We start from the raw sequence: 23,036 nt of genomic DNA, 5'->3' as shown, positions 1-23,036 counted from the left end.
GCCTTTCCATGTAGATAGCTAAGCTACGAATCGTAGTATTCTTTAAGCTACCTTTAGTAGGTTTTACAAGTGGGTTCATCATGATGACAGGTTCGAGCGTGGCGACCCCGAAGCAGGGGCGCCGTCTTTCCAAGGCAGATCGGAGACGTCAGTTGCTCACTACTGCGCTGGACGTAATTCGTGAGAATGGCGCCGACAGTCTGACTCTCGGGCATCTGGCGGAGCGGGCAGGTGTGTCCAAGCCGGTGGTGTATGACCATTTCGGCACGCGTTCCGGCCTGCTGATCGAACTATATCGTTGGATCGACACCGAACGTGTCGAGGCATTTCGCCACGCAATGGCGGCTGCCGACAACGATCGCGACGAGACGATCGCTTCCCTTGCGCACGCCTACATCCGCTGCGCGGCAGACCTGACCGGGGAATTTTACGTCGTTGGTGCGGCACTCGCCGGAAGCACGGAAAAGGCAGAAGTCTATGCCGAGCTTCTCGATCAGTCCGTCGAAATGTTCGTTTCTGTTCTACGCCCGTTCAATCGACTGACCGGACCAGCGGCAACGCGGTTGTGCGTCGGCCTCGTTGGAGCGGGAGAAGCTCTGTCGGCAGCGATCGTCCGCGGCAAGCTCACCGAGGCTGATGCCATCGCGACATTCCATGAAATCATCAGCGCCTCTGTGCCCTGATAAGCTGGCACGCTGGCTAGCAAGGAGCCATGCAGTGCGTCAGATCGCGACACGTTTCGTCTCGTAGCCCGGTAGAGCATGGCATTCGGGAAAGCTCATGTTCTCCTGTTTATCGCTGCTGACCTGTCCTACACGCACCATTTCCGTCATGCTGCGGCCATGCTCGTCCACCGCACCAGCGCCAAACCACACCGCCGCCCGCTTCACCAAGGGCGAGATGGCCCGCCACCCCGCACCCCAAAAGTGACACCCGCGTACGGTGCTTCCGATGAACAACCTTTGCACTCTTTCGCAGGTCATCACCTCCGAAGCGCAGCGCGCGGCCGCCCCCGAGGCGCACTTCCGCACCGCCAGCGGAACGATCCCGCCGTCGCATCATTGGCACATGCGACAGTCAACCGGAGGTTCCTCGATGAAAACCCTTGTCCTCACGCTCGCCGTGCTCGCCGCCCCCGCCGCCGCGCAGGCGCCGAACTGGGCGAAGGCGCAGCCGATCGCGATCACCATGACCGATCACGGCTTCGTGCCGCGGCGGATCGCGCTGCGGCAGGGCGCACCCTATGTGCTGCGCGTCACCAACCGGTCGAACAAGGGGCACAATCTCACGCAGGAGGCGTTCTTCGCCGCCGCGCGCGTGCGGCCGGAGGATCGTGGGATGACGCGCGACGGGCAGATCGTGCTGCGCAGCGGGGAGCGCGCGACCGTGCGGTTCCTCGCGCCGAACACGCGGCGCGGCGGCACCTATCAGTTCAGCAGCACGACGCTCGCCGATGCCAGCGACGATTACAAGGGCGTGTTCGTGATCCGGTGACCGGTCGCTGCGGCGCGCCTCAGCGGGCGCGCCGGGCGACCGCAAGCCCGCCGAGGCTGAGCGCGCCCGCCGCGACCAGCAGCATGCCGACCGCCCACAGCCCATCGTTCTTGGCGAGCGCGGCGGCGCCCATCGGCGTCAACGCGCCGCCGATGATCCCGCCCAGGCTGAACGCGAGGCTGACGGCGGTGTAGCGCACGCCCGCCGGAAACAACTCGGGAATGAAGCCGCCGAGCGGACCGTAGGTGAAGCCCATCACGAACAGCGCCGCCGCGAGCCATAGCCACACGCCAAACAGCGATGCCGCGCCCAGACCCGGCGCGATCGTCAGCCCGGCGACGATGCAGCCGACGAAGCCGAACGCCATCACCCGCCGCACGCCGTGCCAATCGGCAAGCACGCTCGCGACGATCACGCCAAGCGCGAGGAACAGCACCGCCGCCATCTCGATCGCCAGATACGCCTGCCGGCCATGCCCCTGCACGCTCGTCCCGTAACCGAGCGCGAACGCGGTCGAGAGATAGAACAGCGCGTAGCAGGCGACCACGCAGAAGGTCGCCGCGAGCACCGGCTTGAGGTGATCGCGCAGCAGTTCGGCGAACGGCACGGGCGGGATGGCGTTGCGAGCCTCGGCCTCGATGAACGCGGGAGTTTCGGTGAGCTTGAGCCGCACCCACAGCCCGAGCAGCACCAGCACCGCGCTGGTCAGGAACGGCAGGCGCCAGCCCCAGGCGAGGAAATCCGCATCGCTCATCACGCTGCCGAGGATCAGGAAGAAGCCGTTGGCCGCCACGAACCCGACCGGCGCGCCGAGCGGCGGGAACATGCCGTAGCGCATCTCCCAGCCCTTGGGCGCATTCTCGACCGCGAGCAGCGACGCCCCGCCCCACTCACCGCCAAGGCCAAGCCCCTGCCCGAAGCGCAGCACGCACAGGATCGCTGGCGCGACCCAGCCGACTTGCGCATAGGTCGGCAGGAAGGCGATCAGCACGGTCGATCCGCCCATCAGCATCAAGCTGGCGACGAGCGTCGACTTGCGCCCGATCCGGTCGCCGAAATGGCCGAACAGCGCCGCGCCGACCGGCCGCGCGATGAACGCCACGCCGAAGACCGCATAGGAGGACAGCAACTGCACCGCTTTGTCGGCGGCCGGGAAGAACAACGGGCCGAACACCAGAGACGCGGCGGTCGCATAGATGTAGAAATCGTAGAACTCGACCGTGGTGCCGGTCAGGCTGGCGAGCAATACGCGGGTATGCGCGGTCATCGTATGGCGAGGCATCGCGCCTGATCGCCCGCGCGCGGCGGCGGGTCAAGCGGGTGCCGACTCAGGCGAGCACCCACTCCGCGCGCGGCACGCCCTGCGCATAGAGCAAGGCGGTGAGATCGCTGTGGTCGATCCGCGCCGCCGCTGCTGCCGCGACGATCGGCTTTGCGTGATAGGCGACGCCCAGCCCGGCCGCGCCGATCATCGCGAGATCGTTGGCGCCGTCGCCGACGGCGAGGGTCGCGTGTTCGGGCAAGCCGGAGCGGGCGGTGGCGGTGCGGAGCGTGTCGAGCTTGGCCTGCGCGCCGACGATCGGCTTGGTGACGGTTCCGCTCAGCACGCCCTCCGCGATCTCGAGCCGATTGGCGATCGCGCGGTCGAAGCCGATCCTGGCCGCGACCGGCTCGGCGAAGCGGGTGAAGCCACCCGAGACGAGGATCGCGGTCGCGCCCCAGCCGCGCATCGTCTTCACCAGCGCCTCCGCGCCGGACATGATCGTCACGCGCTCGTCGAGGCAACGCTGGATGACCGCCTCGTCAAGCCCCTTGAGCAAGGCGACACGCGCATCGAGCGCGGCTTCGAAATCGAGCTCGCCGCGCATCGCCGCCTCGGTTACGGCGGCGATCTGCGGCTTGATGCCGGCGTAATCGGCGAGTTCGTCGATGCACTCGACGGTGATCATCGTCGAATCCATGTCGGCGACGAGCAGGTGCTTGCGCCGCCCGGCGATCGGCTGGACGACGACATCGACCCCGGCGAACGCACCCTCCAGCGCCGGCCGCGCGGCATCGGGCGAGAGCGTGAAGGCGAGATCGGCGGCGTCGCCCTCGTCGAGCCAGTCGCCAGCGACGCTCGAACAACCAGCGGCGTCGAGCCGGTCGCGCGCTTCGGAAATATCGCCCGCCGTGAGGCGGCCCGGTGCTATCAACGTCGCGATGAACATTCGTTACCCTTCGCTTTCCCTCCTCGTTCGTGCTGAGCCTGTCGAAGCACGTGTTCCGCAACACGCCCTTCGACAGGCTCAGGGCGAACGGGGAGAGATGGTCGCATGACCGGACTTCCCAAGGTCGCGCTCATTACAGGGCCGACCGCGAGCGGCAAGTCCGCGCTCGCGCTGGCGCTCGCCGAAACGCGCCGCGGCGTTGTCATCAACGCGGATTCCGCGCAGGTGTACCGCGATCTGCGCGTCGTCTCGGCGCGACCCTCGCCCGAGGAAGAGGCGCGCGCGCCGCACCGGCTGTTCGGCCATGTCGACGGCGCGGATGCGGGCTATTCCGCCGCGCGCTGGGCCAGCGAGGCGCGCGACGAAATTGACGCGGCGCATGCGGCGGGCAAGCTGCCGATCCTGGTCGGAGGCACCGGGCTGTATCTGCGCACCTTGCTCGACGGAATCGCACCGGTGCCCGAGATCGACCCCGCGATCCGCGCCGAGGTGCGCGCGCTGCCGGTGGCGCAGGCGCATGCGCGGCTCGCCGCGTGCGACCCGGCGATGGCCGCGGCGCTCAACCCCGCCGACACCGCCCGCGTCGCGCGCGCGCTGGAGGTGGTGCGCTCGACCGGGCGATCGATCGCCGACTGGCGCGCGGCCAAGCACGGCGGCATCGGCCACCGGATCGACCTCGCCGCGCTGATTCTACTGCCCGAGCGCGGCTGGCTCAACGCGCGGATCGATGCGCGCTTCGCAGCGATGGTGCGCGACGGCGCGGACGAGGTCGCCGCGCTACTCGCCCGCGCCGACGTGCCCGCCGATGCGCCAGTATGCCGCGCGATCGGCGTGCCTGAAATCGCGGCGCTGCTCGGCGGCAAACTCGACGCCGCCACCGCCGCTGCGGCGGGTGCCACCGCGACCCGCCACTATGCCAAGCGGCAATATACGTGGTTCCGAAATCAGCCGCCGCCGAGCTGGATCCGCACCGATGAGACAGAAACATCCGAGCAGATCGTACAAATAGCAACTTTATTACGCTCGTAGCGGTTGACGTGCATGTTTCGTGCGGGTAGCAGCGCCGCTCCGTCGATGTTATGCGCGCAAGGCTAAAGGCGCGCCAAGGAGACCTGCCGTGACCGAGAAGAGTGGAGCCGATATCCTGATCGAGACGCTGTGCGATCTCGGTGTGGAGATCGTGTTCGGCTACCCCGGCGGCGCGGTGTTGCCGATCTATGACGCCATGTTTCGCTCAGGGCGGATCAAGCACATCCTCGTGCGCCACGAACAGGCGGCGACGCATGCGGCCGAAGGCTATGCGCGCTCGACCGGCAAGCCCGGCGTCGTGCTCGTCACGTCGGGTCCGGGCGCGACCAACGCGGTCACCGGCATCACCGACGCGCTGATGGATTCGATCCCGATGGTCGTGCTGACCGGACAGGTTCCGACCGGGCTGATCGGCACCGACGCGTTCCAGGAGGCCGACACCGTCGGCATCACGCGGCATTGTTCGAAGCACAATTATCTCGTCAAGGATCCCGCCAGGCTGGCCGAGACGGTCAAGGAGGCGTTCCATATCGCCACCTCGGGCCGCCCCGGGCCGGTCGTGGTCGATATCCCCAAGGACGTTCAGGTCGCGACCGCGCGCTACGTCAGGACGCCCGCCACCACGACCGCGACGGTCCACAAGACCTACCGCCCGCAGATCAAGGCCGATCAGGCGCTGATCGAACAGGCGGTCGACATGCTGGCGGCGGCGGAGCGGCCGATCCTCTACACGGGCGGCGGCATCATCAACGCCGGGCCGGGCGCGAGCCAGATGCTGCGGGAACTCGCCCGGATCACCGGCGCGCCGGTCACCTCGACGCTGATGGGGCTGGGCGCCCTCCCCGCCTCTTCGCCGCAGTGGCTCGGCATGCTCGGCATGCACGGCACCTACGAAGCCAATCACGCGATGAACCAGGCCGATCTCGTCCTGTGCATCGGCGCCCGCTTCGACGACCGCGTGACCGGGCGGCTCGACGCGTTCAGCCCGAACAGCCGCAAGGTCCACATCGATATCGATCGCTCGTCGATCAACAAGAACGTCCGGGTCGACCTCGCGATCGTCGCCGATGCCGGCCGCGCGCTGGAGGATCTGGTGCGCGTGTACAAGGCGCGCCGGCATCCCAAGCCCGACCTCACCGACTGGTGGCAGCGGATCGAGACGTGGCGCGCGGTCAAGAGCCTTGGCTTCCCGGCCTCGACCAGCGAGATCATGCCGCAGCACGCGATCCGCGCGCTGTGGGAAGCGACGCACCACCGCAACCCGATCATCACCACCGAGGTCGGCCAACATCAGATGTGGGCGGCGCAGCACTTCGATTTCGAGGCGCCGAACAAGTGGCTGACGAGCGGCGGCCTCGGCACGATGGGCTATGGCCTGCCCGCCGCGATCGGCGCGCAGCTCGGCAATCCGGGCGCGCTGGTCATCGACATCGCCGGCGAAGCCTCGATCCAGATGAACATCCAGGAACTCGGCACCGCCACGCAATACCGGCTGCCGGTCAAGATCTTCATCCTCAACAACCAATATATGGGGATGGTCCGCCAGTGGCAGGAACTGACCTATTCGAGCCGCTATTCGGAAAGCTATTCGGACGCGCTGCCCGATTTCGTCCGGCTCGGCGAGGCTTACGGGTGGAAGGGCATCCGCATCGAGGGGCCGGACCAGCTCGACGGTGGCATCGCCGAGATGCTCGCGTATGACGGGCCGGTGATCGTCGATTGCCGCGTGGCGCAGCTCACCAACTGCTTCCCGATGATCCCGAGCGGCGCCGCCCATACCGACATGCTGCTCTATTCGAGCGAAGTGTCGGGCGAGATGGACGACAGCGCGAAGGCGCTGGTGTGATGATCGCAGCGATCGTCGCCCCGGCGAAGGCCAGGGCCGCTATGGTGCTTCCGCGCAACCGCCGTCTCGAACACAACCCAACGGCCCCGGCCTGCGCCGGGACGACGAGGTAATATGCACATCCAGCAGCAGACCGCAGAACGGCACACGCTCGCCGTCATCGTCGATAACGAACCCGGCATCCTCGCGCGGATCGCCGGGCTGTTCACCGCGCGCGGCTACAATATCGAGAGCCTGACCGTCTCGGAAATCACCGACGACAAGGCGGTCAGCCGCATCACCATCGTCACCTCGGCGAGTCCCGCGGTGCTCGAACAGATCGTCGCGCAGCTCGACCGGCTGGTGCCGGTTCACAAGGTCCGCGATCTCACCGCCGAGGGCGACCATGTCGAGCGTGAACTCGCACTGGTGAAGGTGCGCGGTATCGGCGATCACCGTATCGAGGCGTTGCGGCTAGCCGAGGTGTACCGCGCGCGCGTGGTCGATGCGACGATCTCCAGCTTCGTGTTCGAGGTCACGGGCGGGATCGACAAGATCGACAAGTTCGTCACGCTGATGGGCGAGGTCGGGCTGATCGAGGTCGCCCGCACCGGCATCGTCGCGATCTCGCGCGGCAAGGAAGCGGCTTAGTTACAAACCCCTCTCCCAGCGGGAGAGGGAGGGGCCCGGCGCGCAAGCGCCGGGAGGGTGAGGGCGAAGGCCCGCCGGCCCGATCACCCTCACCAACTTCGACTAGGCAGCAAGCTGCCAAGTCTTCGTATCCTCTCCCAGAGGGAGAGGGAAAGAAAGGGAACGAACAATGCGTGTCTATTACGATCGCGACGCCGATCTGAACCTGATCTCCGACAAGAAGATCGCCATCGTCGGCTATGGCTCGCAGGGCCACGCGCATGCGCAGAACCTGCGCGATTCGGGCGTGAAGGACGTCGCGATCGCGCTGCGTGATGGCTCGCCGAGCGCCAAGAAGGCGACCGACGCCGGCTTCAAGGTGATGCCGACCGCCGAAGCCGCCGCCTGGGCGGACATCACCATGATCCTCGCGCCCGACGAGCATCAGGCCGCGATCTACGCCGCCGATCTCCACGCCAATCTCAAGCAGGGCGCGACGATCGCCTTCGCGCACGGCCTCAACATCCACTTCGGGCTGATCGAGCCGCGCGAAGACCTCGACGTCATCATGATCGCGCCCAAGGGCCCGGGCCACACCGTGCGCAGCGAATATGTGCGCGGCGGCGGCGTGCCGTGCCTGATCGCGGTGCATCAGGACAAGAGCGGCAACGCGCATGACATCGGCCTCGCCTATGCGAGCGGCGTCGGCGGCGGCCGGTCGGGCATCATCGAGACCAACTTCCGCGAGGAATGCGAGACCGATCTGTTCGGCGAGCAGGCGGTGCTGTGCGGCGGCACCACCGCGCTGGTCCAGGCCGGCTTCGAGACCTTGGTCGAGGCGGGCTATGCGCCCGAGATGGCCTATTTTGAGTGCCTGCACGAGCTCAAGCTGATCGTCGACCTGATGTATGAGGGCGGCATCGCCAACATGCGCTATTCGATCTCGAACACCGCCGAGTACGGCGACATCAAGACCGGCCCGCGCATCATCACCGAAGAAACCAAGAAGGAAATGAAGCGCGTGCTCGCCGACATCCAGTCGGGCCGCTTCGTCAAGGATTTCGTGCTCGACAACCGCGCCGGCCAGCCCGAGCTGAAGGCGGCGCGCGGCCTCGCCCAGCGTCATCCGATCGAAGAGACCGGCGCCAAGCTGCGCGCGATGATGCCGTGGATCGGCGCCAACGCGCTGGTGGACAAGGCGAAGAACTGAGCTGAGTTCCCCACCCGTTCGTGTCGAGCGAAGTCGAGACACCCTGCGCGGAGCGCGTGGGTGTCCCTCGACTGCGCCCGGGACGAACGGTGGGGCTCCGCTCCGGAAGCGGTGAGCTTTCCCTCGCGACCAAGTGGTTTGCTCCGCTCGCGACGGAACAACGCACGTTCGCGAAACGATCGGTTGCCAACTCTGGCTTTGTCCTGAGCGGCGGACATCGCCAGGTACGCGTCTCCCAACCGGAGACCCTTCAATGCGCCTTGCTTTTGTCACCTTGCTGGCCCTCGCCGCGACCCCTGCCCTTGCCCAGTCGGACGTCGGCCCCGGCACCGCCAATCCCGCCCAGGTCGCGGCGGGCACCTATGCGGTCGATCCGCTCCACACCCAGGTGCTCTTCACCGTCAAGCACATGGGCTTCAGCATCTATACCGGCCAGTTCACCCAGCCGACCGGCACGCTGGTGCTCGATCCCAAGCGGCCGGCGGCCGACAAGGTCGATATCAGCTTCCCGACCGACAAGGCGGTGACGACGGTCGCGCACCTCAACGAGCATCTCGCGTCCGACCAGTTCCTCGATTCCGCCAAGTTCCCGACCGCGCGGTTCGTCTCGACCAACGTGACGGTCAGCGGCACCAAGGCAACGATCGCGGGCACGCTGACGCTGCACGGGGTGACGCGGCCAGTGGTGCTCGACGCGCGCTTCATCGGCGGCGGCGTGAATCCGATGAGCAAGAAGCCGACGATCGGCTTCCAGGCGACCACCACGATCAAGCGCAGCGACTATGGCGTGACCTTCCTCACCGACCTCGTTTCGGATAGCGTGCCGCTCACCATCAACGCCGCATTCGAGGGACAATGACCGATACGCCGTCCGAAGACACCGAAGGCCGGCCCGGCGTCGGCCGCGTCGAAGCTTTTTCGGACGGCGTCATCGCCATCATCGTGACGATCATGGTGCTGGAGCTTCATCCGCCGATTTCCGAAGGCATGGCGAAGCTCTGGACCTTGTGGCCGGTGTTCCTCGCCTATGTGCTGAGCTACGCGTATGTCGCGATCTACTGGGTGAACCATCACCGGCTGTTCGGCCATGCCACGCACGTCACCAATGCGTTGGTGTGGTCGAATATGCTGCTGCTGTTCGCGCTGTCGCTGGTGCCCTTCTCGACCTCCTATCTCGGCGAGCATCATTTCAACCGCGAGGCGACGTGGCTGTACCTCGCGACGATGCTCTTCCCGGCGTTCTGCTACACATGGCTGCAGGCGACGATCCGTCGCACCGGCAAGCGCGGTCCGGGCGCGGAACGGTTCTACGCGGCGAGCACGCGCAAGGGCTGGTTCGCGTCGCTGGTGTACGCCCTCGGCATTCCGCTGACCTTCGTCTCGCCGTGGCTCGGCATTGGCTGCGCGGCGCTGGTCGCGGTCCTGTGGTTCCTGCCGCAAAGCCGGGTGGACGCGTTGTTCCTGCCGCACCGCTGAGGAAGCGCGCCGATTTCCGGCGAGAGCGCATGATCCGGCTGGACAGCGTCCCGTCCCCCGCGCTATCGCAACCGACAATGACGACCGGGATCGCCCTGCTGCTTCGACTTACGCGCCCTTAGGCGCGACCGTCACCGTGCGCTGGCATCGCCAACGCACACCGCGCCTGAGGGCCAAAGTCATCCCGTCCCTTCAGCCAGCGAGAACCAGCATGCTGCGCGATCCTTCGACCAAATACCGACCGTTTCCGCAAATCGATTTGCCCAACCGCGAATGGCCTTCGCGCACCATCACCAAGCCGCCGCGCTGGCTCTCGACCGATCTGCGCGACGGCAACCAGGCGCTCATCGACCCGATGGACGCCGAGAAGAAGACGCGGATGTTCGATCTGCTCGTCAAGGTCGGGCTCAAGGAGATCGAGGTCGGTTTCCCGAGCGCGGGTGCGACCGAATTCGACTTCATCTCCGGGCTGGTCAAGACCGGACGCATCCCCGACGACGTGACGGTGCAGGTGCTGACCCAGTCGCGCCGCGACCTGATCGAGACCAGCTTCGAGAGCCTGCGCGGCGCGCCCAAGGCGATCGTCCACCTCTACAATGCGGTCAGCCCGGCGTGGCGCAAGATCGTGTTCGGGCTGACCCGCGCGGAAATCAAGCAGATCGCGATCGAGGGCGCGAAGATCCTGCGCGACTGCGCCGCCGCGCAGCCCGACACGGACTGGCATTTCGAATACAGCCCCGAGACCTTCTCGACCGCCGAGCTCGATTTCTCGGTCGAGGTCTGCGAGGCGGTGATGGACGTGTTGCGGCCGACGCCCGAGCATAAGCTGATCCTCAACCTGCCCGCCACGGTCGAGGCGGCGACGCCCAACATCTATGCCGACCAGATCGAATGGTTCGGAAAGCATATCCGCAACCGCGATTCGATCGCGATCAGCCTGCACACGCATAACGATCGCGGCACCGGCGTCGCTGCCGCCGAACTGGGGCTGATGGCGGGCGCCGACCGCGTCGAGGGCTGTCTGCTCGGCAATGGCGAGCGCACCGGCAACTGCGACCTCGTGACGGTCGCGCTCAACATGTACACGCAAGGGCTGTCGCCGGGGCTGGACCTGTCCGACATCGACGAGATCGTCAACACGGTCACCTATTGCACGCAACTGCCGGTACATCCGCGCACGCCTTATGCGGGCGATCTGGTGTTCACCGCTTTCTCGGGCAGCCATCAGGACGCGATCAAGAAGGGCTTCGCGGCGCAGGAAGCGCGCAACGACGAGTTGTGGGAAGTTCCCTACCTGCCGATCGATCCCGCTGATCTCGGCCGCAGCTATGAAGCGGTGATCCGCGTCAACTCGCAAAGCGGCAAGGGCGGCGTCGCCTGGGTGATCGAACAGGACAAGGGCCTGAAGTTGCCCAAGCGGCTTCAGGCCGATTTCAGCCGGCACGTCCAGGCGCTCGCCGACCAGACCAGCCGCGAACTCAACGCCGCCGACATCTGGGTCGCGTTCGAGAAGAGCTATCTGGCGAAGCCGGATGACCGCTTCGTGCTCGGCGCCTATGACGAAACGCGCGGCCCCGGCGGCGAGCGTATCTTCGTCGGCGATATCGAAGTCGCTGGCGAACATCATTCGGTGAGCGGGCGTGGCAACGGGCTGATTTCGAGCGTGGTGGCGGCGATCCACGACGGGTTCGGTGTCGAGCTCGAAGTCGCCGATTACGTCGAACATGCGATCGGCAAGGGATCGGACGTGCGCGCCGCCGCCTATGTCGAATGCCGCACCGGCGACGGGCGGACGGTATGGGGCGTCGGCATCGACGAGGATATCGCCACCGCTTCCGTGCGCGCGGTGCTGAGCGCCGCGAACCGGGCCTGATCGTCGCCCCGGCGCAGGCCGCGGCCGTTGCGTAGCTTGGCGCTTCGAGTGCCTGAAACGTGGCGGCCCCGGCCCACGCCGGGGCGACGTTAGGCGCCGCGGCGCCGCACCACCTCGCAGCCGACCCGCGCATCGGGGTAAATGTCGGTCTTCATCGTCCGCACCCGCGCGCCCGTCACGCGGCGATCGGCCAGCGCGAGCGCGGCGATCTCGTCGCACAACGTTTCCTGCAATTCGAAATGGCGAGATGCGGCGAGCGCGCGGATGCGGTCGCGCAGGAAATCATAGTCGACCACCGCGTCGATCCGATCCGCCGGCGCGGTCTCGCCATAATCGCAGTACAACCAGACACTGACCAGCACGCGCTGGGGGGCGGCGCGTTCAGTCGGGTGGATGCCGAGGCTTGCTGAAATCTCCAGCGCGTCGAGCAGCACGGTGTAGGTGGCTCGCCCCGCGCCCTGGCCATCGAACGCGAGATCGTCAGTCAAGCGCGCGCTCCCGTGTCGCGAACATCACGTCGCTGTCGCGGGTGATGAAGCGTTGTCCGCAATCGACGAACACGTTCTGGCCAGTGATGCTCGAGCAGTCCAGCAGCCACGCCACAGTGCCGGCGATATCCTCCACCGCCACCGGACGGCGCAGCAGATTATCGCGGGCGACCGCCTGAAATTCCTGCGGCGACTGGTCATGGCTCGTCAGCGTCAGCCCCGGTGACACCGCATTGACCCGGACGCGCGGTGCGAGTGCCTGCGCGAGCATCACCGTAGCGCTGTCGAGCGCGGTCTTGCTGAGAGAATAGGAGAAGAAATCGGGGTTGAGGTTGGCGATCTTCTGGTCGAGCACGTTGACCACCGCACCGTCCACCAGCCCCTGCTGTCGCGCAAGCGCGGTCGCGAGCGCGACGGGACCGGCCAGATTGGTCCGCATCATCGTCGCGAACAGATCGCTGTTCTCGTGCGGCGGCCGATCGAAATCGAACAGCGAGGCGCAATTGACCAAACCGTCGATCACGCCCCCCGCCGCCGCGCGCGCCTGCGCGAACAGGCGGTTGGGATCTTCGGAAATGTCGCCGTGGAGCAGCCACACCTCGGCGCCGTCGGCGCGCAGCTCGGCGGCGACCGCCTCGGCATCCTCGGCCGAGTGGAAATGGTGGAGCACGATACGGTGGCCGTCCGCGGCGAGCCGCCGCGCGATCGCCGCGCCGATCCGCCGTGCGGCGCCGGTCACCAGCACGGTGCGGAGCATCGCGATCAGCCCTTGAACCCGATCAGCGACAGCACCTCCTCGCGGCTGCGCTCATCCTCGCGGAACACGCCCATCATCCGGCTCGTCGTCATCGTCACGCCGGGGGTGCGCACGCCGCGGGCGGACATGCACGCATGGTTCGCCTCGATCACCACCGCCACGCCGAGCGGCTTGAGATTGTCCCAGATGCAGTCGGCGACCTCGGCGGTGAGCCGTTCCTGGACTTGGAGCCGGCGAGCGAAGCCGTGCAGCACCCGCGCCAGCTTGGAAATGCCGACCACGTAATTGCCCGGCAGATAGGCGATGTGCGCCTTGCCGATAATCGGCGCCATGTGATGTTCGCAATGCGACTGGAACGGAATGTCCTTGAGCAGCACGATCTCGTCATAACCGCCGACCTCCTCGAACACGCGCGAGAGGTGGCGGGCGGGATCATCGGCATAGCCCGCGCAATATTCCTTCCACGCGCGCGCGACGCGTTTGGGTGTGTCCATCAGCCCTTCGCGCGCGGGATCGTCGCCCGCCCAGCGAATCAGCGTTCGAACCGCTTCGGCGACATCTTCGGGAACCGCGACCTTGCCATCGTCCTCAAACCCGTCATCCGAGATCACCGTGCCGGCGCCTTCGTTCATCGTAAATCCTTCATACGTCGCGACATAGTTGCCGTCGTGATCGCCCACCAACCATCATGGCCATTTCGGTTGAAATAGTGGCGGAAATACAAACGATCTCAGGCTTTCGTGACGATAGTCTCCAAGTCCATTGACGCACAAATCATCGCCGCGCTAACCGATGCATGGGGAACAAGAACAGTGACTTGCCGGACAGGCGGGCGCGAAACAGGGGTCGTCATTCACGATGAGATATGAGCTGCTCGCGGCCTCCGCAATGGCGTTGACGGCCGCGGTGCCCGCTCGCGCGGCGGACGATGCGGCGCGAAGCGGCGACGACATCGTCGTCACCGCGACCAAGCGCGACGAAACGCTCCGCGAGGTGCCCGTCTCGGTCGCGGTGACGTCCGCCGAGACGATCGCGCGCGCGCACATCGTCGATCTGATCGACCTGCAATCGGTGGTGCCGTCGCTGAAAGTTCAGCAATTCAACGCGGTGGGACAGACCAACTTCCTGATCCGCGGCTTTGGCAACGGCAACGGCAATGACGGAATCGAAAGCTCGGTCGGCGTGTTCGTCGACGGCGTATACCGCACGCGCACCTCGGCGGCGATCGACGATCTGCCCGAAGTCGAGCGAATCGAGGTGCTGCGCGGGCCGCAATCGACGCTGTTCGGCAAGAACGTGTCGGCGGGCGCGATCAGCATCGTCACCCGGCGACCCGATTTCGCCTGGGGCGGCAAGGCCGAACTGAGCGTCGGCAATTACGGGTTGATGCAGGGCAAGGCGAGTCTCAACGCGCCGCTCGGCCGGACGGCGGCGATCCGGCTGTCGGGCGCGGTCGATGAGCGCGACGGCTATATCCACGGCGTCACGACGGGCCAGGACATCAACGACCGCCACCGCGTCTCGGTACGCGGCGACCTGCTGTGGCAGCCCACGGCGGATTTCGCGCTACGCGTGATCGGCGACTACAACCGCATCGCCGAACTGTGTTGCGGCGTCACATCGGTGCGCAACGGCCCGGCGACCGAGGTGATCGGCGCCCCGGCGCCGTTCGGCCTCGGCAAGCCGATCAGCGACGCGACCGACATTTTCGCCCGCACCTCCGCCAGCAACTCCGATCCGACCAACCGGCTGATCGGCAAGGGCGTCTCGGCGCAGGCCGATTACACCCTGGGGTTCGCCAAGCTCACCGCGATCACGGCGTATCGCGACCAGATCAATCAGTCGCGGCAGGATGTCGACTTCACCGGCGCCGACATCGTCACCAACGCGGCGGCCAATCATATCAAGACCTTCACGCAGGAACTCCGCCTCGCCTCGAACGGCACCGGGCGGCTGAGATGGCTGATCGGCGGCTTCTATCAGGACGAGCATGTCGATACCGGCCGCGACATCCGCTTCGGCCGCGACGCGCGCGCCTTCGCCGATGCCCTGTCGGGCGGCGCTGTCGGGCAGCTCGAAACGCTGCAATCGCTCGTGAACCCCGCGATCACGCCGGGCCGGGCCTATTTCCAGCCGAGCCAGGGGATTTCCGACCGCTACACGCTCGCCCAGCGCGCGTTCTCGCTGTTCGCCGACGCGGACTTCAAGCTGACCGGGCGGCTGAAGATCGGCGGCGGCATATCGTATATGAACGATCGCAAGGCGGCGCGATCGTTCGTCACGTTGCAAGACCCGTTCTCGGCTCTCGACCTCGGCAATGTCCGCGAACTCGCGCTGCTGCCGCTCGCGATCCTCAACCCCGCCGCCCCCGCCGGCGCGACGATCCCGGTGAGCCTGTTCAGCCCGCTCACCGCGCTGCAATTCTTCTACGCCAACGCGCCCGGCCATGCGCCGGTGAACTTCCCCAACGCGCGCGAAAGCGGCGTGCTGCGCGGCGACCAGGTGACCTATTCCGCGCGGCTGGCATATGATCTCGGGCCGGTGAACACCTACGTCACCTACGCGACCGGCTGGAAGGCGGGCGCGATCAACCTTTCGTCCGACAGCCGGCCGCCCGACCAGGCGGGCATCGGCCGCACGGCGGCGCCCGAGAACGTCACCTTGTACGAAGCGGGAGTGAAAGCGGCGTTCCGTGGCGGCTATGCCAACCTCGCGGTGTTCAAGCAGACCATCAAGGGCTTCCAGTCGAACATCTTCAAGGGGTTCGGCTATGCGCTCGTCAACGCGGGCCGGGAATCGGTCAAGGGGTTCGAGTTCGACGCGGCTTATGCGCCGGTGAAGATGCTGTCGCTGGCCGGATCGGTCACCTATCTCGATGCGAACTACGATTCCTTCACCGGCGCGGCCTGCGTCCGGTATGATCCGGTGCGCTGCCCGATCGACCCGAGCACCGGCCTAACCCCGCTCTTCCGCGACCTGACCGGCCAGCGGCCGGCCGGCATCGCCGAGTGGAGCGCCTCCGGCTCGGCGACGCTGTCGCACGATCTCGCGCCCGGCATCGGCGGTTATCTGCGCGCCGAATATGATTACATGAGCCCGACCTACCAGACCGAAAGCTCGCCGCCCGACGTTGCGACCTGGGGCTATCACATCCTCAACGCCAGCCTCGGCGTGACGCTCGCCGCCGCCAAGCTGGAAGTGATGCTGTGGGCGCGCAACCTGACCGACGACCGCGCGATCGTCAGCACCTTCCCCACCGTCGCGCAGGACGGCAGCTACAGCGGCTATGTCCAGCAGCCGCGCACCTATGGCGCGACGGTCCGCAAGGCGTTCTGAGCCGGAACGCTCAACATCCCGGTTACGATCAGCATTTGCATCTGTGTGGAACCGCCAGTATCGAGCGCGCCCCGGCCCGCTTACGAAACGAACGGGCTATTTGCCGCTCGGGCAAGGTGACAACGGAGGAAAGGCGGCGCAGACACGGCGCCGCGTTGATCGTAGCGTAACACCGATGTCGGCCCGAACGACACACAGCAGGAAGGACACATAATGGCAAAAACCCCGACCGCCGCAGCCGCGCCCAAGACCGGCGGCATCCACGCCCCGATCCAGCCGTCGGAGGATCTCGCCGCGATCGTCGGCAACGACCGTCTGCCGCGCAGCGAAGTCATCAAGAAGGTTTGGGACTACATCAAGGCGAACAACCTTCAAAACCCTGAAAACAAGCGTGAAATCGTCGCGGACGAGAAGCTGAAGAAGATCTTCGGCAAAGACAAGGTGACGATGTTCGAAATGAACAAGCACCTCGCGGGCCACATGAAGGCCTGAACGGTCTTGCGGGCGCCGGCGACACGTCGGCGCCCCGCGCCTCCCGGCTGGCTCCGACCGATTCGGAACTATGATCCAGCAATGTTCGTTTGGCGCCTCGGATTTCACAACCGAGAGGTCGTCATGAAACGCTCCAACCTTATCGCCACGACGGTGGCTGCCACCGCATTGATGTTCGTCGGCTCGCCGGTGTTCGCGCAGGGCAAGGCGGATCGCGCGCGGGCCGCCATCGCCGAAGCGCACGGGAAGATCGACGCGGCCAACAAGATCGGCGTGGCCGGCGACGCGCCGCGGCTTCAGGCGGAGGCGCAGGCCGCGCTGCGCAACGCCGAGGAGGAACTCGCGCGCGGCAAGAAGGACGAGGCCATCGCCGACGCGCTCCACGCCTCGGAACTCGCCGATACCGCGCTCGGCGCAGCACAGCAGGCGCGCAACGCACAGGCGAGCGCGCAGCAGGCCGACGCCGAGACCGCCGCGGCTCAGGCACAACAGCAGGCGCAGGTCGCCAACCACCGCGCTCAGGTGGCGGAGCAGCAGGCCGCGGCGGCTGCCGCCGATGCCGCCGCCGCGCGCGCGGCCCCGCCCGTGATCGTCGCGGCGCCGACTCCCACGCCGACCACGACCATCACCACCGAAACCACCAAGCAACAGGCATCGGCCGCGCCAGCGATGCATCGCCGTGTCGTCCGCAAGTCGACCGCGCCGAAAGCCCGCACGGTCGAGAAGACGACCACCAGCGTCACCACCTCGCAGCAGCAGTGACAGGGCACGGGCGCCGGTGACCCGGCGCCCGACTACCATTTCGACCATTGAAGAATGGTGGTCCCGGAGGGACTCGAACCCCCGACGCCCACATTAGGAATGTGGCGCTCTATCCTGCTGAGCTACGGAACCAGTCGATCACCCTGTACCGGCAGGAGCGGCCGCGCTCAAGCGGTGTCAGTTCACCACGTCGGGCGGTAGGACCGGCAGGGGCAAGGGCGCGACGGGCACGCCCTCCTCGATCAACGATTTGGCCTCGGCGAGCGTGGTCTGGCCGTGAATCGGGCCGGCTGGCAGATCGCCGGCATGCATTGCGCGGGCGCGCTCCGGAAAGGCGGTGCCGACCCATTCCGACTTCTCGAGCACCCTGGCCTGCGCCTCGGCCAACGCCTTCATCGCCGCCTTGATCGCGGCAGGCGTCGGCGTCTCGTCAGGCTTGGCGACGGCGCGGCTGTTGCCCTTGGGCGCTACGTTGGGGGCCATCACCGCCTTTGCGATCCCGGCATCGCCGCACACCGGGCATGACAGCAGACCACGCGCGCGCTGATCCTCATAGGCGTCGCTCGATCCGAACCACGCTTCGAAGACGTGCGAGCGTGCACAGCGCAGATCGAACACGATCATGCCGAGACCACGCCCGGTATCGCCCGGCGGTGCGCGAGGACGGGCACGCGCGCGCGCACGTCGGCGACGCGTGCCGGGTCGATCTCCGCGAACCCGAGGCCGGCCTCCTCGCCCATGTCGAGCAGCACCGTTCCCCACGGATCGACAACGAGCGAATGGCCATAGGTGGCGCGCCCGTCCTCATGCGTGCCGGTCTGCGCTGCGGAAATCACATAGGCCGCGGATTCGATCGCGCGGGCGCGTTGCAGGATGTGCCAGTGCGCGGCGCCGGTGGGGCGGGTGAAGGCGGCGGGAATCGCCAGCACGGTTGCCCCGGCATTGCTCAACGCGCGGAACAGATCGGCGAAGCGCAAATCGTAACAGATCGCGAGGCCGAGCTGGCCGGCCGGCGTACCGACCACCACCGCGCCTTCGCCCGGCGCGTAGGACGCGGACTCGCGCCAACTCTCACCGCTCGGCAGATCGACGTCGAACAGGTGCAGCTTGTCGTAGCGGGCGCGGATCTCACCCTGATCGTCGATCACGAAGGCTCGATTGGCGAGTCGCCCGTCCTCGCCGTCGACGGCGAGCGAGCCGAGATGCACCCAGAGCTTGTGCTCGCGCGCCGCCGCGCGTGTGGCGGCGAGCACGCCATCGTCGCCCTCGGCACGCAGGTGCGGCCGCGCGCGCGCGCGGTTCTGATCGACCAGCCCGGACATCTCGGGCGTGAACAGCATCGCCGCGCCGCCTGCCGCAGCGTCCGCCACAGCGTCGACGATGGCGCGCGCATTCGCCTGCGGGTCGATCCCGCTGGTCATCTGGAGCAGCGCGACCTTCATGCCGCGAGCAGTTCGTCCAACTTGCCCGCACGATCGAGCGCGGCGAGATCGTCCGACCCACCGACGTGCGTGTCGCCGATGAAGATCTGCGGCACGGTCGACCGGCCGTTGGCGCGATCGAGCATTTCGGCGCGCCTGGGGCCGCCCATCGTGATGTCGAACTCCTCGACCTCGGCGCCTTTCGACGCGAGCAGCCGCAGCGCGCGCGTGCAATAGGGGCAGAACGCTTTGGTGTAGATTTGTGTCTTGGCCATCGCCCGAACGTGTGCAGTCGCCCCGCGCTTGTCAATCACTCGCCGCCGAATCGAGCACGCGGGCCCAGCACAGGATCGCGACCGAGCGTGCCCCGGCGGCGAGCAAGGTGTCGGTACAGGCATCGGTGGTGGCGCCGCTGGTGTAGATGTCATCGACCAGCACGATCGCCTTGCCCGCCACGCGCGCGCGCGGCGACACCGCGAACGCGCCCGTCACCGCCCGCGCCCGCGCGGTGACGCCGAGGCCGCGCAACATCGGCGTCGCGCGGGTTCGCCGCAACACCAGCGGATCGGTGGCAACCCCGCTCGCACGTGCGACCGACGCGGCGATCAGCGCGGCCTGGTTGAACCCGCGCGACCACAGCCGCCAGCGGTGGAGCGGCACCGGCAGAATCACGTCCGCGCCCGGTGGCATCAGCCGCGCCATCTGCCGCCCGACCGTTTCGGCGAAGGCGATCCGCCCGCCGTATTTGAGCCGAAGCGCGACCGTGCGCGCGATGTCGCCATAGGCCACCGCCGCGAACACGCCGGCGTGCCGGGGCGGCTGCGCGCGGCAATCGGCGCACTGATCCGAGATGCCCGCATGTTCGAACGGCATCTGGCAGGTCGCACACCACGGCGGCGCGAGAAAGCGCAGCGCACCCCAGCATGTCGCGCAAAAGCGATGATCCGCCCCCGTCACCGCCGCGCATCCCGGGCAGCGCGGCGGCAGCGCGAGACCGGCGACGAACTTCAAGGGCGCGGCGAGCGGCGACACACCCCCTTGTCGCTGGCGCGGCGACACGGCACAAGCCGCCGCGTGAGCGTTCCCGACATCTTCGACCGCGCCGCCCGGCGCCGCTACCGCGACCGTGCCGCCGCCGATTTCGCAGGGTATGACTTTCTGCGCGCGGCGATGCTCGACGGTATCCAGGAGCGGCTCGACAGCGTGAAGCGCACGTTCGCCGACGTGCTCGATCTCGGCTGTTTCGATGGCGGCTTCGTGCCCCCGCCGGGCGCCCGGATCGTGCGCTGCGACGCCGGGCCGGCCTTCGCGGCCAGGGCGGGCGGGATCGTCGCCGAGGAAGATCATCTACCCTTCCCCGAACCGCACTTCGATCTGATCGTCTCGGCGGGCGTGCTCGACAGCGTCAACGATCTGCCGGGCGCACTGATCCAGGCGCGGCGAGCGCTTCGCCCCGACGGGCTGTTGCTCGCCGCCTTCGTCGGCGCGGGGTCGCTCGCGAGCCTGCGTGCGGCCTTGCGCGTCGCGGAGGGCGATCGCCCGGCGGCGCGGCTCCATCCGCAGATCGACGTGCGTTCGGCGGGAGACCTGCTGATGCGCGCCGGCTTCGCTCTGCCCGTCGCCGACAGTGAGCCGCTCAAGGTACGCTATGGCGATCTCGGCGGGTTGGTGCGCGATCTGCGCGGCATGGGCGCCACCAACGCGTTGAACGGCCGCCGCCCGCTGCGCCGCGACACGCTCGCGCGCGCCTATCAGGCGTTCGCCGACCTCGCCGACGCGGAAGGGCGCGTGCCCGAACGGTTCGAGATCATCTTCATGACCGGCTGGGCGCCCTCGCCCGATCAGCCGAAACCGGCGCGTCGCGGCAGTGCGACCTCGTCGCTGGCGGCGGCGCTGAAGCCGCCGCAAGGCTGATGCCGCCTTCTCACCCACGCGCGGCGTGTGCGAGAAAGATGGTAACGAAGTCTTAAACCATTTCCGATTACCGGAAGACCGGGGGGTGCCGGATATGGTGCCTGTATGCGAGTTGTATTTCGCCTGTTGGCTTTTCCCGCCGCGCTGTTCGCGGCCGTTCCGCTTCATGCGGGTTCGCTCCTCAACTATGTCGGGGAGTGCGTGCCGTTCGCGCGCGCCGCGTCCGGCATCCAGATCTACGGCGACGCCTGGACCTGGTGGGACAAGGCGGCCGGTCACTATCGGCGCGGCGATGTTCCCCGCGTCGGCTCGGTCGTCGTCTTCTCGCGCACCTCGCGACTGCCATACGGCCATGTCGCGGTCATCAGCCGGATCGTCGATCCCCGTGTCGTGATGGTGACGCATGCCAATTGGTCGCGCCAGAACGGCGAGCGCGGCCATGCCGAGCAGGACGTGACGCTCACCGACGTGTCGCCGCGCAACGACTGGAGCGAGGTTCGCGTCTGGTATCGCGACATGGTCGGGCTGGGCGGGACGACCTACCCGATCTCGGGCTTCATCTATTCGACGCCGATCGACGGCGCGCCGCCCCCGCGCCCGGCGCCCGAACTGACCGGCCGTGACCCGGATTATGTCGGCGCGCTGATCGACGCCTATCGGTAAGCGGCGCGTTAACCAGCGCGCAACGCCGCGAGGCTAGATCGGTCGCCGACAAGGGGGCTCGATGACCGAACGGCGCACTACCGGTTTGCTTTGCGGCATCGTGCTGCTCGGCCTCGGCTTGCGGGTGGCGTCGGCGCGTGGCGGGCTGTGGCTCGACGAGGCGTGGTCGGCCGAACTGGCACGCGAGGTCGGCACGCCGCTCGGCGTGTTCCTCAGCATCAATCACGACAATAATCACCACCTGAACTCGCTATGGATGCAGTTCGTCGGCTTCGACGCGCCGCCGATGCTGCAACGCGCGCTGTCGATCGCCGCCGGCACGATCGCGATCGCCGTCGCGGCCATGATCTTGCGCCCGCGCGGCACGACGACCGCGCTGATCGCGGCATCGCTGTTCGCCGTCTCGCCGATGATGGTGACGATGGGATCGGAGGCGCGCGGGTATGCGCCGATGTCGCTGGCGTTCCTGAGCGCGATCCTGCTGGTGGCGCGCTGGTTGCCCGAGCAGCGCGGCGAACGTGTTCGGTTGCGGCTCGCCTTGTGCTTCGCGCTCGGCACGCTGTCGCAGATGACGATGGTGTTCGGCTGTGTCGCGCTGATCGGCTGGGTGTTCTTCGCGCTTGCCAAGCGCATGGCGCCGCTCGCCGCGGCGGGGCGGACGCTCCGGCTGTTCACGCCAGCGTTGCTGTCGCTCGCCGCGGTGCTGGGGCTGATCTTCGGCGCCGCTCATGCCAGCGCGACCGGTTTCCAGTTCGGCGCCTACGAGCCGTTCGACATCATGTTGTTCCTGCACGCTGTCATCGAAATGCTCGGCTATACGATCGGTTGGCCGGTCGTATCGCTGTGGCTGATCCCTGCCGTGCTGACCCTGGTCTTGCTCGCGCAGGGTGGTGGCGCCACGCACCGCGCATTCTACCGGCTCGCGATCGTCGCCTTCCCGGTCACGTTGGCGGTGCTGCACGCCGGCAACCCCGGCCACCCGCGCTATTACCTGGTCGCCGCGATCGGCCTGTTGCTGCTGCTGGCCGAATTGATCGGCTCGGCGATCGGTCGCGCCGGCTGGCGGCGCGCGTTCGCGGTGGCCGCGCTCGCCGCGATCCTTACCGGTGGCGCGTGGCGGGATGCCGATCTGATCCGCAACCAGCGCGGCGATCCCGATCCGGCGATCGCGGCGATGCGCGCACGCGCGCCCGGCGGGAGCGCGGTTCTGCTCGACCGTTCGACCGGCTTCGCGATGCTCGCGGCGGCGGCGGCGCATGCACGCTACCCGCTGACGATCGTGCGGGCCGGATGCGCGCCAGCGCGCTTCCTGTTCCTGGACCGCTTCAAAGGCGAGGACTTCCCCCGCACTCCGGTGCGATGCGGGGCGGATTGGCGCCCCATCGCTGGCGCCCATGCGCACGGCCTGTCAGGAACGCACTGGACCTTGTACGTTCGCCGACGCTAGCGCGATCGA

25 protein-coding genes and 1 tRNA gene are annotated in these 23,036 nt (G+C 67.3%); 15 read left to right on the top strand and 11 right to left on the bottom strand.

The window, feature by feature from the left end; genetic code table 11:
- Positions 1 to 80: 80 nt before the first annotated feature.
- The gene (locus PX554_RS15335) at positions 81 to 683 is read left to right on the top strand and encodes a TetR/AcrR family transcriptional regulator (RefSeq protein ID WP_275503148.1); all 603 of its coding nucleotides are present in this window, start codon (positions 81 to 83) and stop codon (positions 681 to 683) included.
- Between the two features lie 39 nt (positions 684 to 722).
- Here PX554_RS15335 and PX554_RS15330 read toward each other — a convergent pair whose 3' ends face one another.
- Positions 723 to 959: a hypothetical protein gene (locus PX554_RS15330; RefSeq protein ID WP_275503146.1), complete on the bottom strand. Its 237-nt coding sequence runs from the start codon at positions 957 to 959 to the stop codon at positions 723 to 725.
- Between the two features lie 136 nt (positions 960 to 1,095).
- Between PX554_RS15330 and PX554_RS15325 the strand changes: the two genes are divergently transcribed.
- Complete coding sequence (locus PX554_RS15325; protein ID WP_093223928.1) at positions 1,096 to 1,494, top strand: cupredoxin domain-containing protein; 399 nt, start codon at positions 1,096 to 1,098, stop codon at positions 1,492 to 1,494.
- Positions 1,495 to 1,513: 19 nt separating this feature from the next.
- Here PX554_RS15325 and PX554_RS15320 read toward each other — a convergent pair whose 3' ends face one another.
- The gene (locus tag PX554_RS15320; RefSeq protein ID WP_093223930.1) at positions 1,514 to 2,776 is read right to left on the bottom strand and encodes an MFS transporter; all 1,263 of its coding nucleotides are present in this window, start codon (positions 2,774 to 2,776) and stop codon (positions 1,514 to 1,516) included.
- Between the two features lie 46 nt (positions 2,777 to 2,822).
- The gene (gene serB / locus PX554_RS15315; RefSeq protein WP_093223932.1) at positions 2,823 to 3,704 is read right to left on the bottom strand and encodes a phosphoserine phosphatase SerB; all 882 of its coding nucleotides are present in this window, start codon (positions 3,702 to 3,704) and stop codon (positions 2,823 to 2,825) included.
- A gap of 105 nt (positions 3,705 to 3,809) precedes the next feature.
- On the opposite strand from serB, the gene miaA reads away from it, so the two are divergent.
- The 7 genes from miaA (at position 3,810) to leuA (ending at position 11,747) form a co-directional block, all read left to right on the top strand.
- Positions 3,810 to 4,733, top strand: coding sequence for a tRNA (adenosine(37)-N6)-dimethylallyltransferase MiaA (gene miaA, locus PX554_RS15310; protein ID WP_093223934.1), 924 nt, complete (start codon positions 3,810 to 3,812; stop codon positions 4,731 to 4,733).
- Positions 4,734 to 4,821: 88 nt separating this feature from the next.
- Positions 4,822 to 6,579, top strand: a complete 1,758-nt coding sequence (locus PX554_RS15305) for an acetolactate synthase 3 large subunit (protein WP_275503137.1) — start codon at positions 4,822 to 4,824, stop codon at positions 6,577 to 6,579.
- A 114-nt stretch (positions 6,580 to 6,693) separates the two neighbouring features.
- On the top strand, positions 6,694 to 7,209 hold the full coding sequence (gene ilvN / locus PX554_RS15300; RefSeq protein ID WP_093223938.1) for an acetolactate synthase small subunit: 516 nt from the start codon (positions 6,694 to 6,696) through the stop codon (positions 7,207 to 7,209).
- 169 nt (positions 7,210 to 7,378) lie between these two features.
- Positions 7,379 to 8,398, top strand: coding sequence for a ketol-acid reductoisomerase (gene ilvC, locus PX554_RS15295; protein ID WP_275503133.1), 1,020 nt, complete (start codon positions 7,379 to 7,381; stop codon positions 8,396 to 8,398).
- 253 nt (positions 8,399 to 8,651) lie between these two features.
- Positions 8,652 to 9,257, top strand: a complete 606-nt coding sequence (locus tag PX554_RS15290) for a YceI family protein (RefSeq protein WP_093223942.1) — start codon at positions 8,652 to 8,654, stop codon at positions 9,255 to 9,257.
- A complete protein-coding gene (locus tag PX554_RS15285) occupies positions 9,254 to 9,874 on the top strand; it encodes a TMEM175 family protein (protein WP_275503130.1) in 621 nt (206 codons plus the stop codon). The genes PX554_RS15290 and PX554_RS15285 overlap by 4 nt, the downstream gene beginning before the upstream one ends.
- Positions 9,875 to 10,085: 211 nt before the next feature.
- Positions 10,086 to 11,747, top strand: coding sequence for a 2-isopropylmalate synthase (gene leuA, locus PX554_RS15280; RefSeq protein ID WP_275503128.1), 1,662 nt, complete (start codon positions 10,086 to 10,088; stop codon positions 11,745 to 11,747).
- 89 nt (positions 11,748 to 11,836) lie between these two features.
- Here leuA and PX554_RS15275 read toward each other — a convergent pair whose 3' ends face one another.
- From PX554_RS15275 to folE, 3 genes are read right to left on the bottom strand one after another with little or no spacing between them, the layout of a single operon-like run.
- The gene (locus PX554_RS15275; RefSeq protein ID WP_275503126.1) at positions 11,837 to 12,235 is read right to left on the bottom strand and encodes a dihydroneopterin aldolase; all 399 of its coding nucleotides are present in this window, start codon (positions 12,233 to 12,235) and stop codon (positions 11,837 to 11,839) included.
- Positions 12,228 to 12,992 (bottom strand): SDR family oxidoreductase, encoded by a 765-nt coding sequence (locus PX554_RS15270; RefSeq protein ID WP_275503125.1) that lies wholly within the window; start codon positions 12,990 to 12,992, stop codon positions 12,228 to 12,230. Before PX554_RS15270 ends, PX554_RS15275 begins: the two co-directional genes overlap by 8 nt.
- Positions 12,993 to 12,997: 5 nt before the next feature.
- Positions 12,998 to 13,624, bottom strand: coding sequence for a GTP cyclohydrolase I FolE (gene folE / locus PX554_RS15265; RefSeq protein WP_275503122.1), 627 nt, complete (start codon positions 13,622 to 13,624; stop codon positions 12,998 to 13,000).
- Between the two features lie 256 nt (positions 13,625 to 13,880).
- Between folE and PX554_RS15260 the strand changes: the two genes are divergently transcribed.
- The 3 genes from PX554_RS15260 (at position 13,881) to PX554_RS15250 (ending at position 17,582) form a co-directional block, all read left to right on the top strand.
- Complete coding sequence (locus PX554_RS15260; RefSeq protein ID WP_275503120.1) at positions 13,881 to 16,328, top strand: TonB-dependent receptor; 2,448 nt, start codon at positions 13,881 to 13,883, stop codon at positions 16,326 to 16,328.
- 213 nt (positions 16,329 to 16,541) lie between these two features.
- Positions 16,542 to 16,820 carry an SWIB/MDM2 domain-containing protein gene (locus PX554_RS15255; RefSeq protein WP_093223954.1) on the top strand — a complete coding sequence of 93 codons (279 nt, stop codon included), beginning with the start codon at positions 16,542 to 16,544 and terminating at the stop codon, positions 16,818 to 16,820.
- A 123-nt stretch (positions 16,821 to 16,943) separates the two neighbouring features.
- A complete protein-coding gene (locus tag PX554_RS15250; protein WP_275503118.1) occupies positions 16,944 to 17,582 on the top strand; it encodes a hypothetical protein in 639 nt (212 codons plus the stop codon).
- Between the two features lie 55 nt (positions 17,583 to 17,637).
- On the opposite strand, the gene PX554_RS15245 is transcribed toward PX554_RS15250, so the two are convergent.
- The 5 genes from PX554_RS15245 to PX554_RS15225 form a co-directional block, all read right to left on the bottom strand.
- A tRNA-Arg gene (locus PX554_RS15245) sits at positions 17,638 to 17,714 on the bottom strand.
- Positions 17,715 to 17,759: 45 nt separating this feature from the next.
- Positions 17,760 to 18,206, bottom strand: coding sequence for a DUF1178 family protein (locus PX554_RS15240; RefSeq protein WP_093223956.1), 447 nt, complete (start codon positions 18,204 to 18,206; stop codon positions 17,760 to 17,762).
- Positions 18,203 to 19,024 (bottom strand): carbon-nitrogen hydrolase family protein, encoded by an 822-nt coding sequence (locus tag PX554_RS15235; protein WP_275503114.1) that lies wholly within the window; start codon positions 19,022 to 19,024, stop codon positions 18,203 to 18,205. Before PX554_RS15235 ends, PX554_RS15240 begins: the two co-directional genes overlap by 4 nt.
- A complete protein-coding gene (grxC, locus tag PX554_RS15230) occupies positions 19,021 to 19,278 on the bottom strand; it encodes a glutaredoxin 3 (RefSeq protein WP_093223960.1) in 258 nt (85 codons plus the stop codon). The genes PX554_RS15235 and grxC overlap by 4 nt, the downstream gene beginning before the upstream one ends.
- Before the next feature lie 31 nt (positions 19,279 to 19,309).
- The gene (locus tag PX554_RS15225; RefSeq protein ID WP_275503113.1) at positions 19,310 to 20,035 is read right to left on the bottom strand and encodes a ComF family protein; all 726 of its coding nucleotides are present in this window, start codon (positions 20,033 to 20,035) and stop codon (positions 19,310 to 19,312) included.
- Positions 20,036 to 20,077: 42 nt separating this feature from the next.
- On the opposite strand from PX554_RS15225, the gene PX554_RS15220 reads away from it, so the two are divergent.
- The 3 genes from PX554_RS15220 to PX554_RS15210 all read left to right on the top strand — a co-directional run bounded on the left by PX554_RS15220 (position 20,078) and on the right by PX554_RS15210 (position 23,027).
- Entirely contained in the window at positions 20,078 to 20,917 is an 840-nt protein-coding gene (locus PX554_RS15220; protein WP_275503111.1) for a methyltransferase domain-containing protein, read from the top strand.
- Between the two features lie 105 nt (positions 20,918 to 21,022).
- On the top strand, positions 21,023 to 21,580 hold the full coding sequence (locus PX554_RS15215) for a CHAP domain-containing protein (RefSeq protein ID WP_093223966.1): 558 nt from the start codon (positions 21,023 to 21,025) through the stop codon (positions 21,578 to 21,580).
- A gap of 61 nt (positions 21,581 to 21,641) precedes the next feature.
- Positions 21,642 to 23,027 carry a glycosyltransferase family 39 protein gene (locus tag PX554_RS15210; RefSeq protein WP_275503109.1) on the top strand — a complete coding sequence of 462 codons (1,386 nt, stop codon included), beginning with the start codon at positions 21,642 to 21,644 and terminating at the stop codon, positions 23,025 to 23,027.
- Positions 23,028 to 23,036 lie beyond the last annotated feature (9 nt).

The sequence above is a fragment of the Sphingomonas pollutisoli genome, assembly GCF_029167165.1.
Lineage (GTDB): Bacteria > Pseudomonadota > Alphaproteobacteria > Sphingomonadales > Sphingomonadaceae > Sphingomonas > Sphingomonas pollutisoli.
Note: the sequence above shows the minus strand (reverse complement) of the source record. Positions and strands in the feature narration are given on the sequence as shown.

Coding starts and splice junctions, on each gene's coding strand:
- PX554_RS15335 (WP_275503148.1), top strand. CDS start 81: ATGATGACAGGTTCGAGCGTGGCGACCCCGAAGCAGGGGCGCCGTCTT.
- PX554_RS15325 (WP_093223928.1), top strand. CDS start 1,096: ATGAAAACCCTTGTCCTCACGCTCGCCGTGCTCGCCGCCCCCGCCGCC.
- PX554_RS15320 (WP_093223930.1), bottom strand. CDS start 2,776: ATGCCTCGCCATACGATGACCGCGCATACCCGCGTATTGCTCGCCAGC.
- serB (WP_093223932.1), bottom strand. CDS start 3,704: ATGTTCATCGCGACGTTGATAGCACCGGGCCGCCTCACGGCGGGCGAT.
- miaA (WP_093223934.1), top strand. CDS start 3,810: ATGACCGGACTTCCCAAGGTCGCGCTCATTACAGGGCCGACCGCGAGC.
- ilvN (WP_093223938.1), top strand. CDS start 6,694: ATGCACATCCAGCAGCAGACCGCAGAACGGCACACGCTCGCCGTCATC.
- ilvC (WP_275503133.1), top strand. CDS start 7,379: ATGCGTGTCTATTACGATCGCGACGCCGATCTGAACCTGATCTCCGAC.
- PX554_RS15290 (WP_093223942.1), top strand. CDS start 8,652: ATGCGCCTTGCTTTTGTCACCTTGCTGGCCCTCGCCGCGACCCCTGCC.
- PX554_RS15285 (WP_275503130.1), top strand. CDS start 9,254: ATGACCGATACGCCGTCCGAAGACACCGAAGGCCGGCCCGGCGTCGGC.
- leuA (WP_275503128.1), top strand. CDS start 10,086: ATGCTGCGCGATCCTTCGACCAAATACCGACCGTTTCCGCAAATCGAT.
- PX554_RS15270 (WP_275503125.1), bottom strand. CDS start 12,992: ATGCTCCGCACCGTGCTGGTGACCGGCGCCGCACGGCGGATCGGCGCG.
- folE (WP_275503122.1), bottom strand. CDS start 13,624: ATGAACGAAGGCGCCGGCACGGTGATCTCGGATGACGGGTTTGAGGAC.
- PX554_RS15260 (WP_275503120.1), top strand. CDS start 13,881: ATGGCGTTGACGGCCGCGGTGCCCGCTCGCGCGGCGGACGATGCGGCG.
- PX554_RS15255 (WP_093223954.1), top strand. CDS start 16,542: ATGGCAAAAACCCCGACCGCCGCAGCCGCGCCCAAGACCGGCGGCATC.
- PX554_RS15250 (WP_275503118.1), top strand. CDS start 16,944: ATGAAACGCTCCAACCTTATCGCCACGACGGTGGCTGCCACCGCATTG.
- PX554_RS15240 (WP_093223956.1), bottom strand. CDS start 18,206: ATGATCGTGTTCGATCTGCGCTGTGCACGCTCGCACGTCTTCGAAGCG.
- PX554_RS15235 (WP_275503114.1), bottom strand. CDS start 19,024: ATGAAGGTCGCGCTGCTCCAGATGACCAGCGGGATCGACCCGCAGGCG.
- grxC (WP_093223960.1), bottom strand. CDS start 19,278: ATGGCCAAGACACAAATCTACACCAAAGCGTTCTGCCCCTATTGCACG.
- PX554_RS15215 (WP_093223966.1), top strand. CDS start 21,023: ATGCGAGTTGTATTTCGCCTGTTGGCTTTTCCCGCCGCGCTGTTCGCG.
- PX554_RS15210 (WP_275503109.1), top strand. CDS start 21,642: ATGACCGAACGGCGCACTACCGGTTTGCTTTGCGGCATCGTGCTGCTC.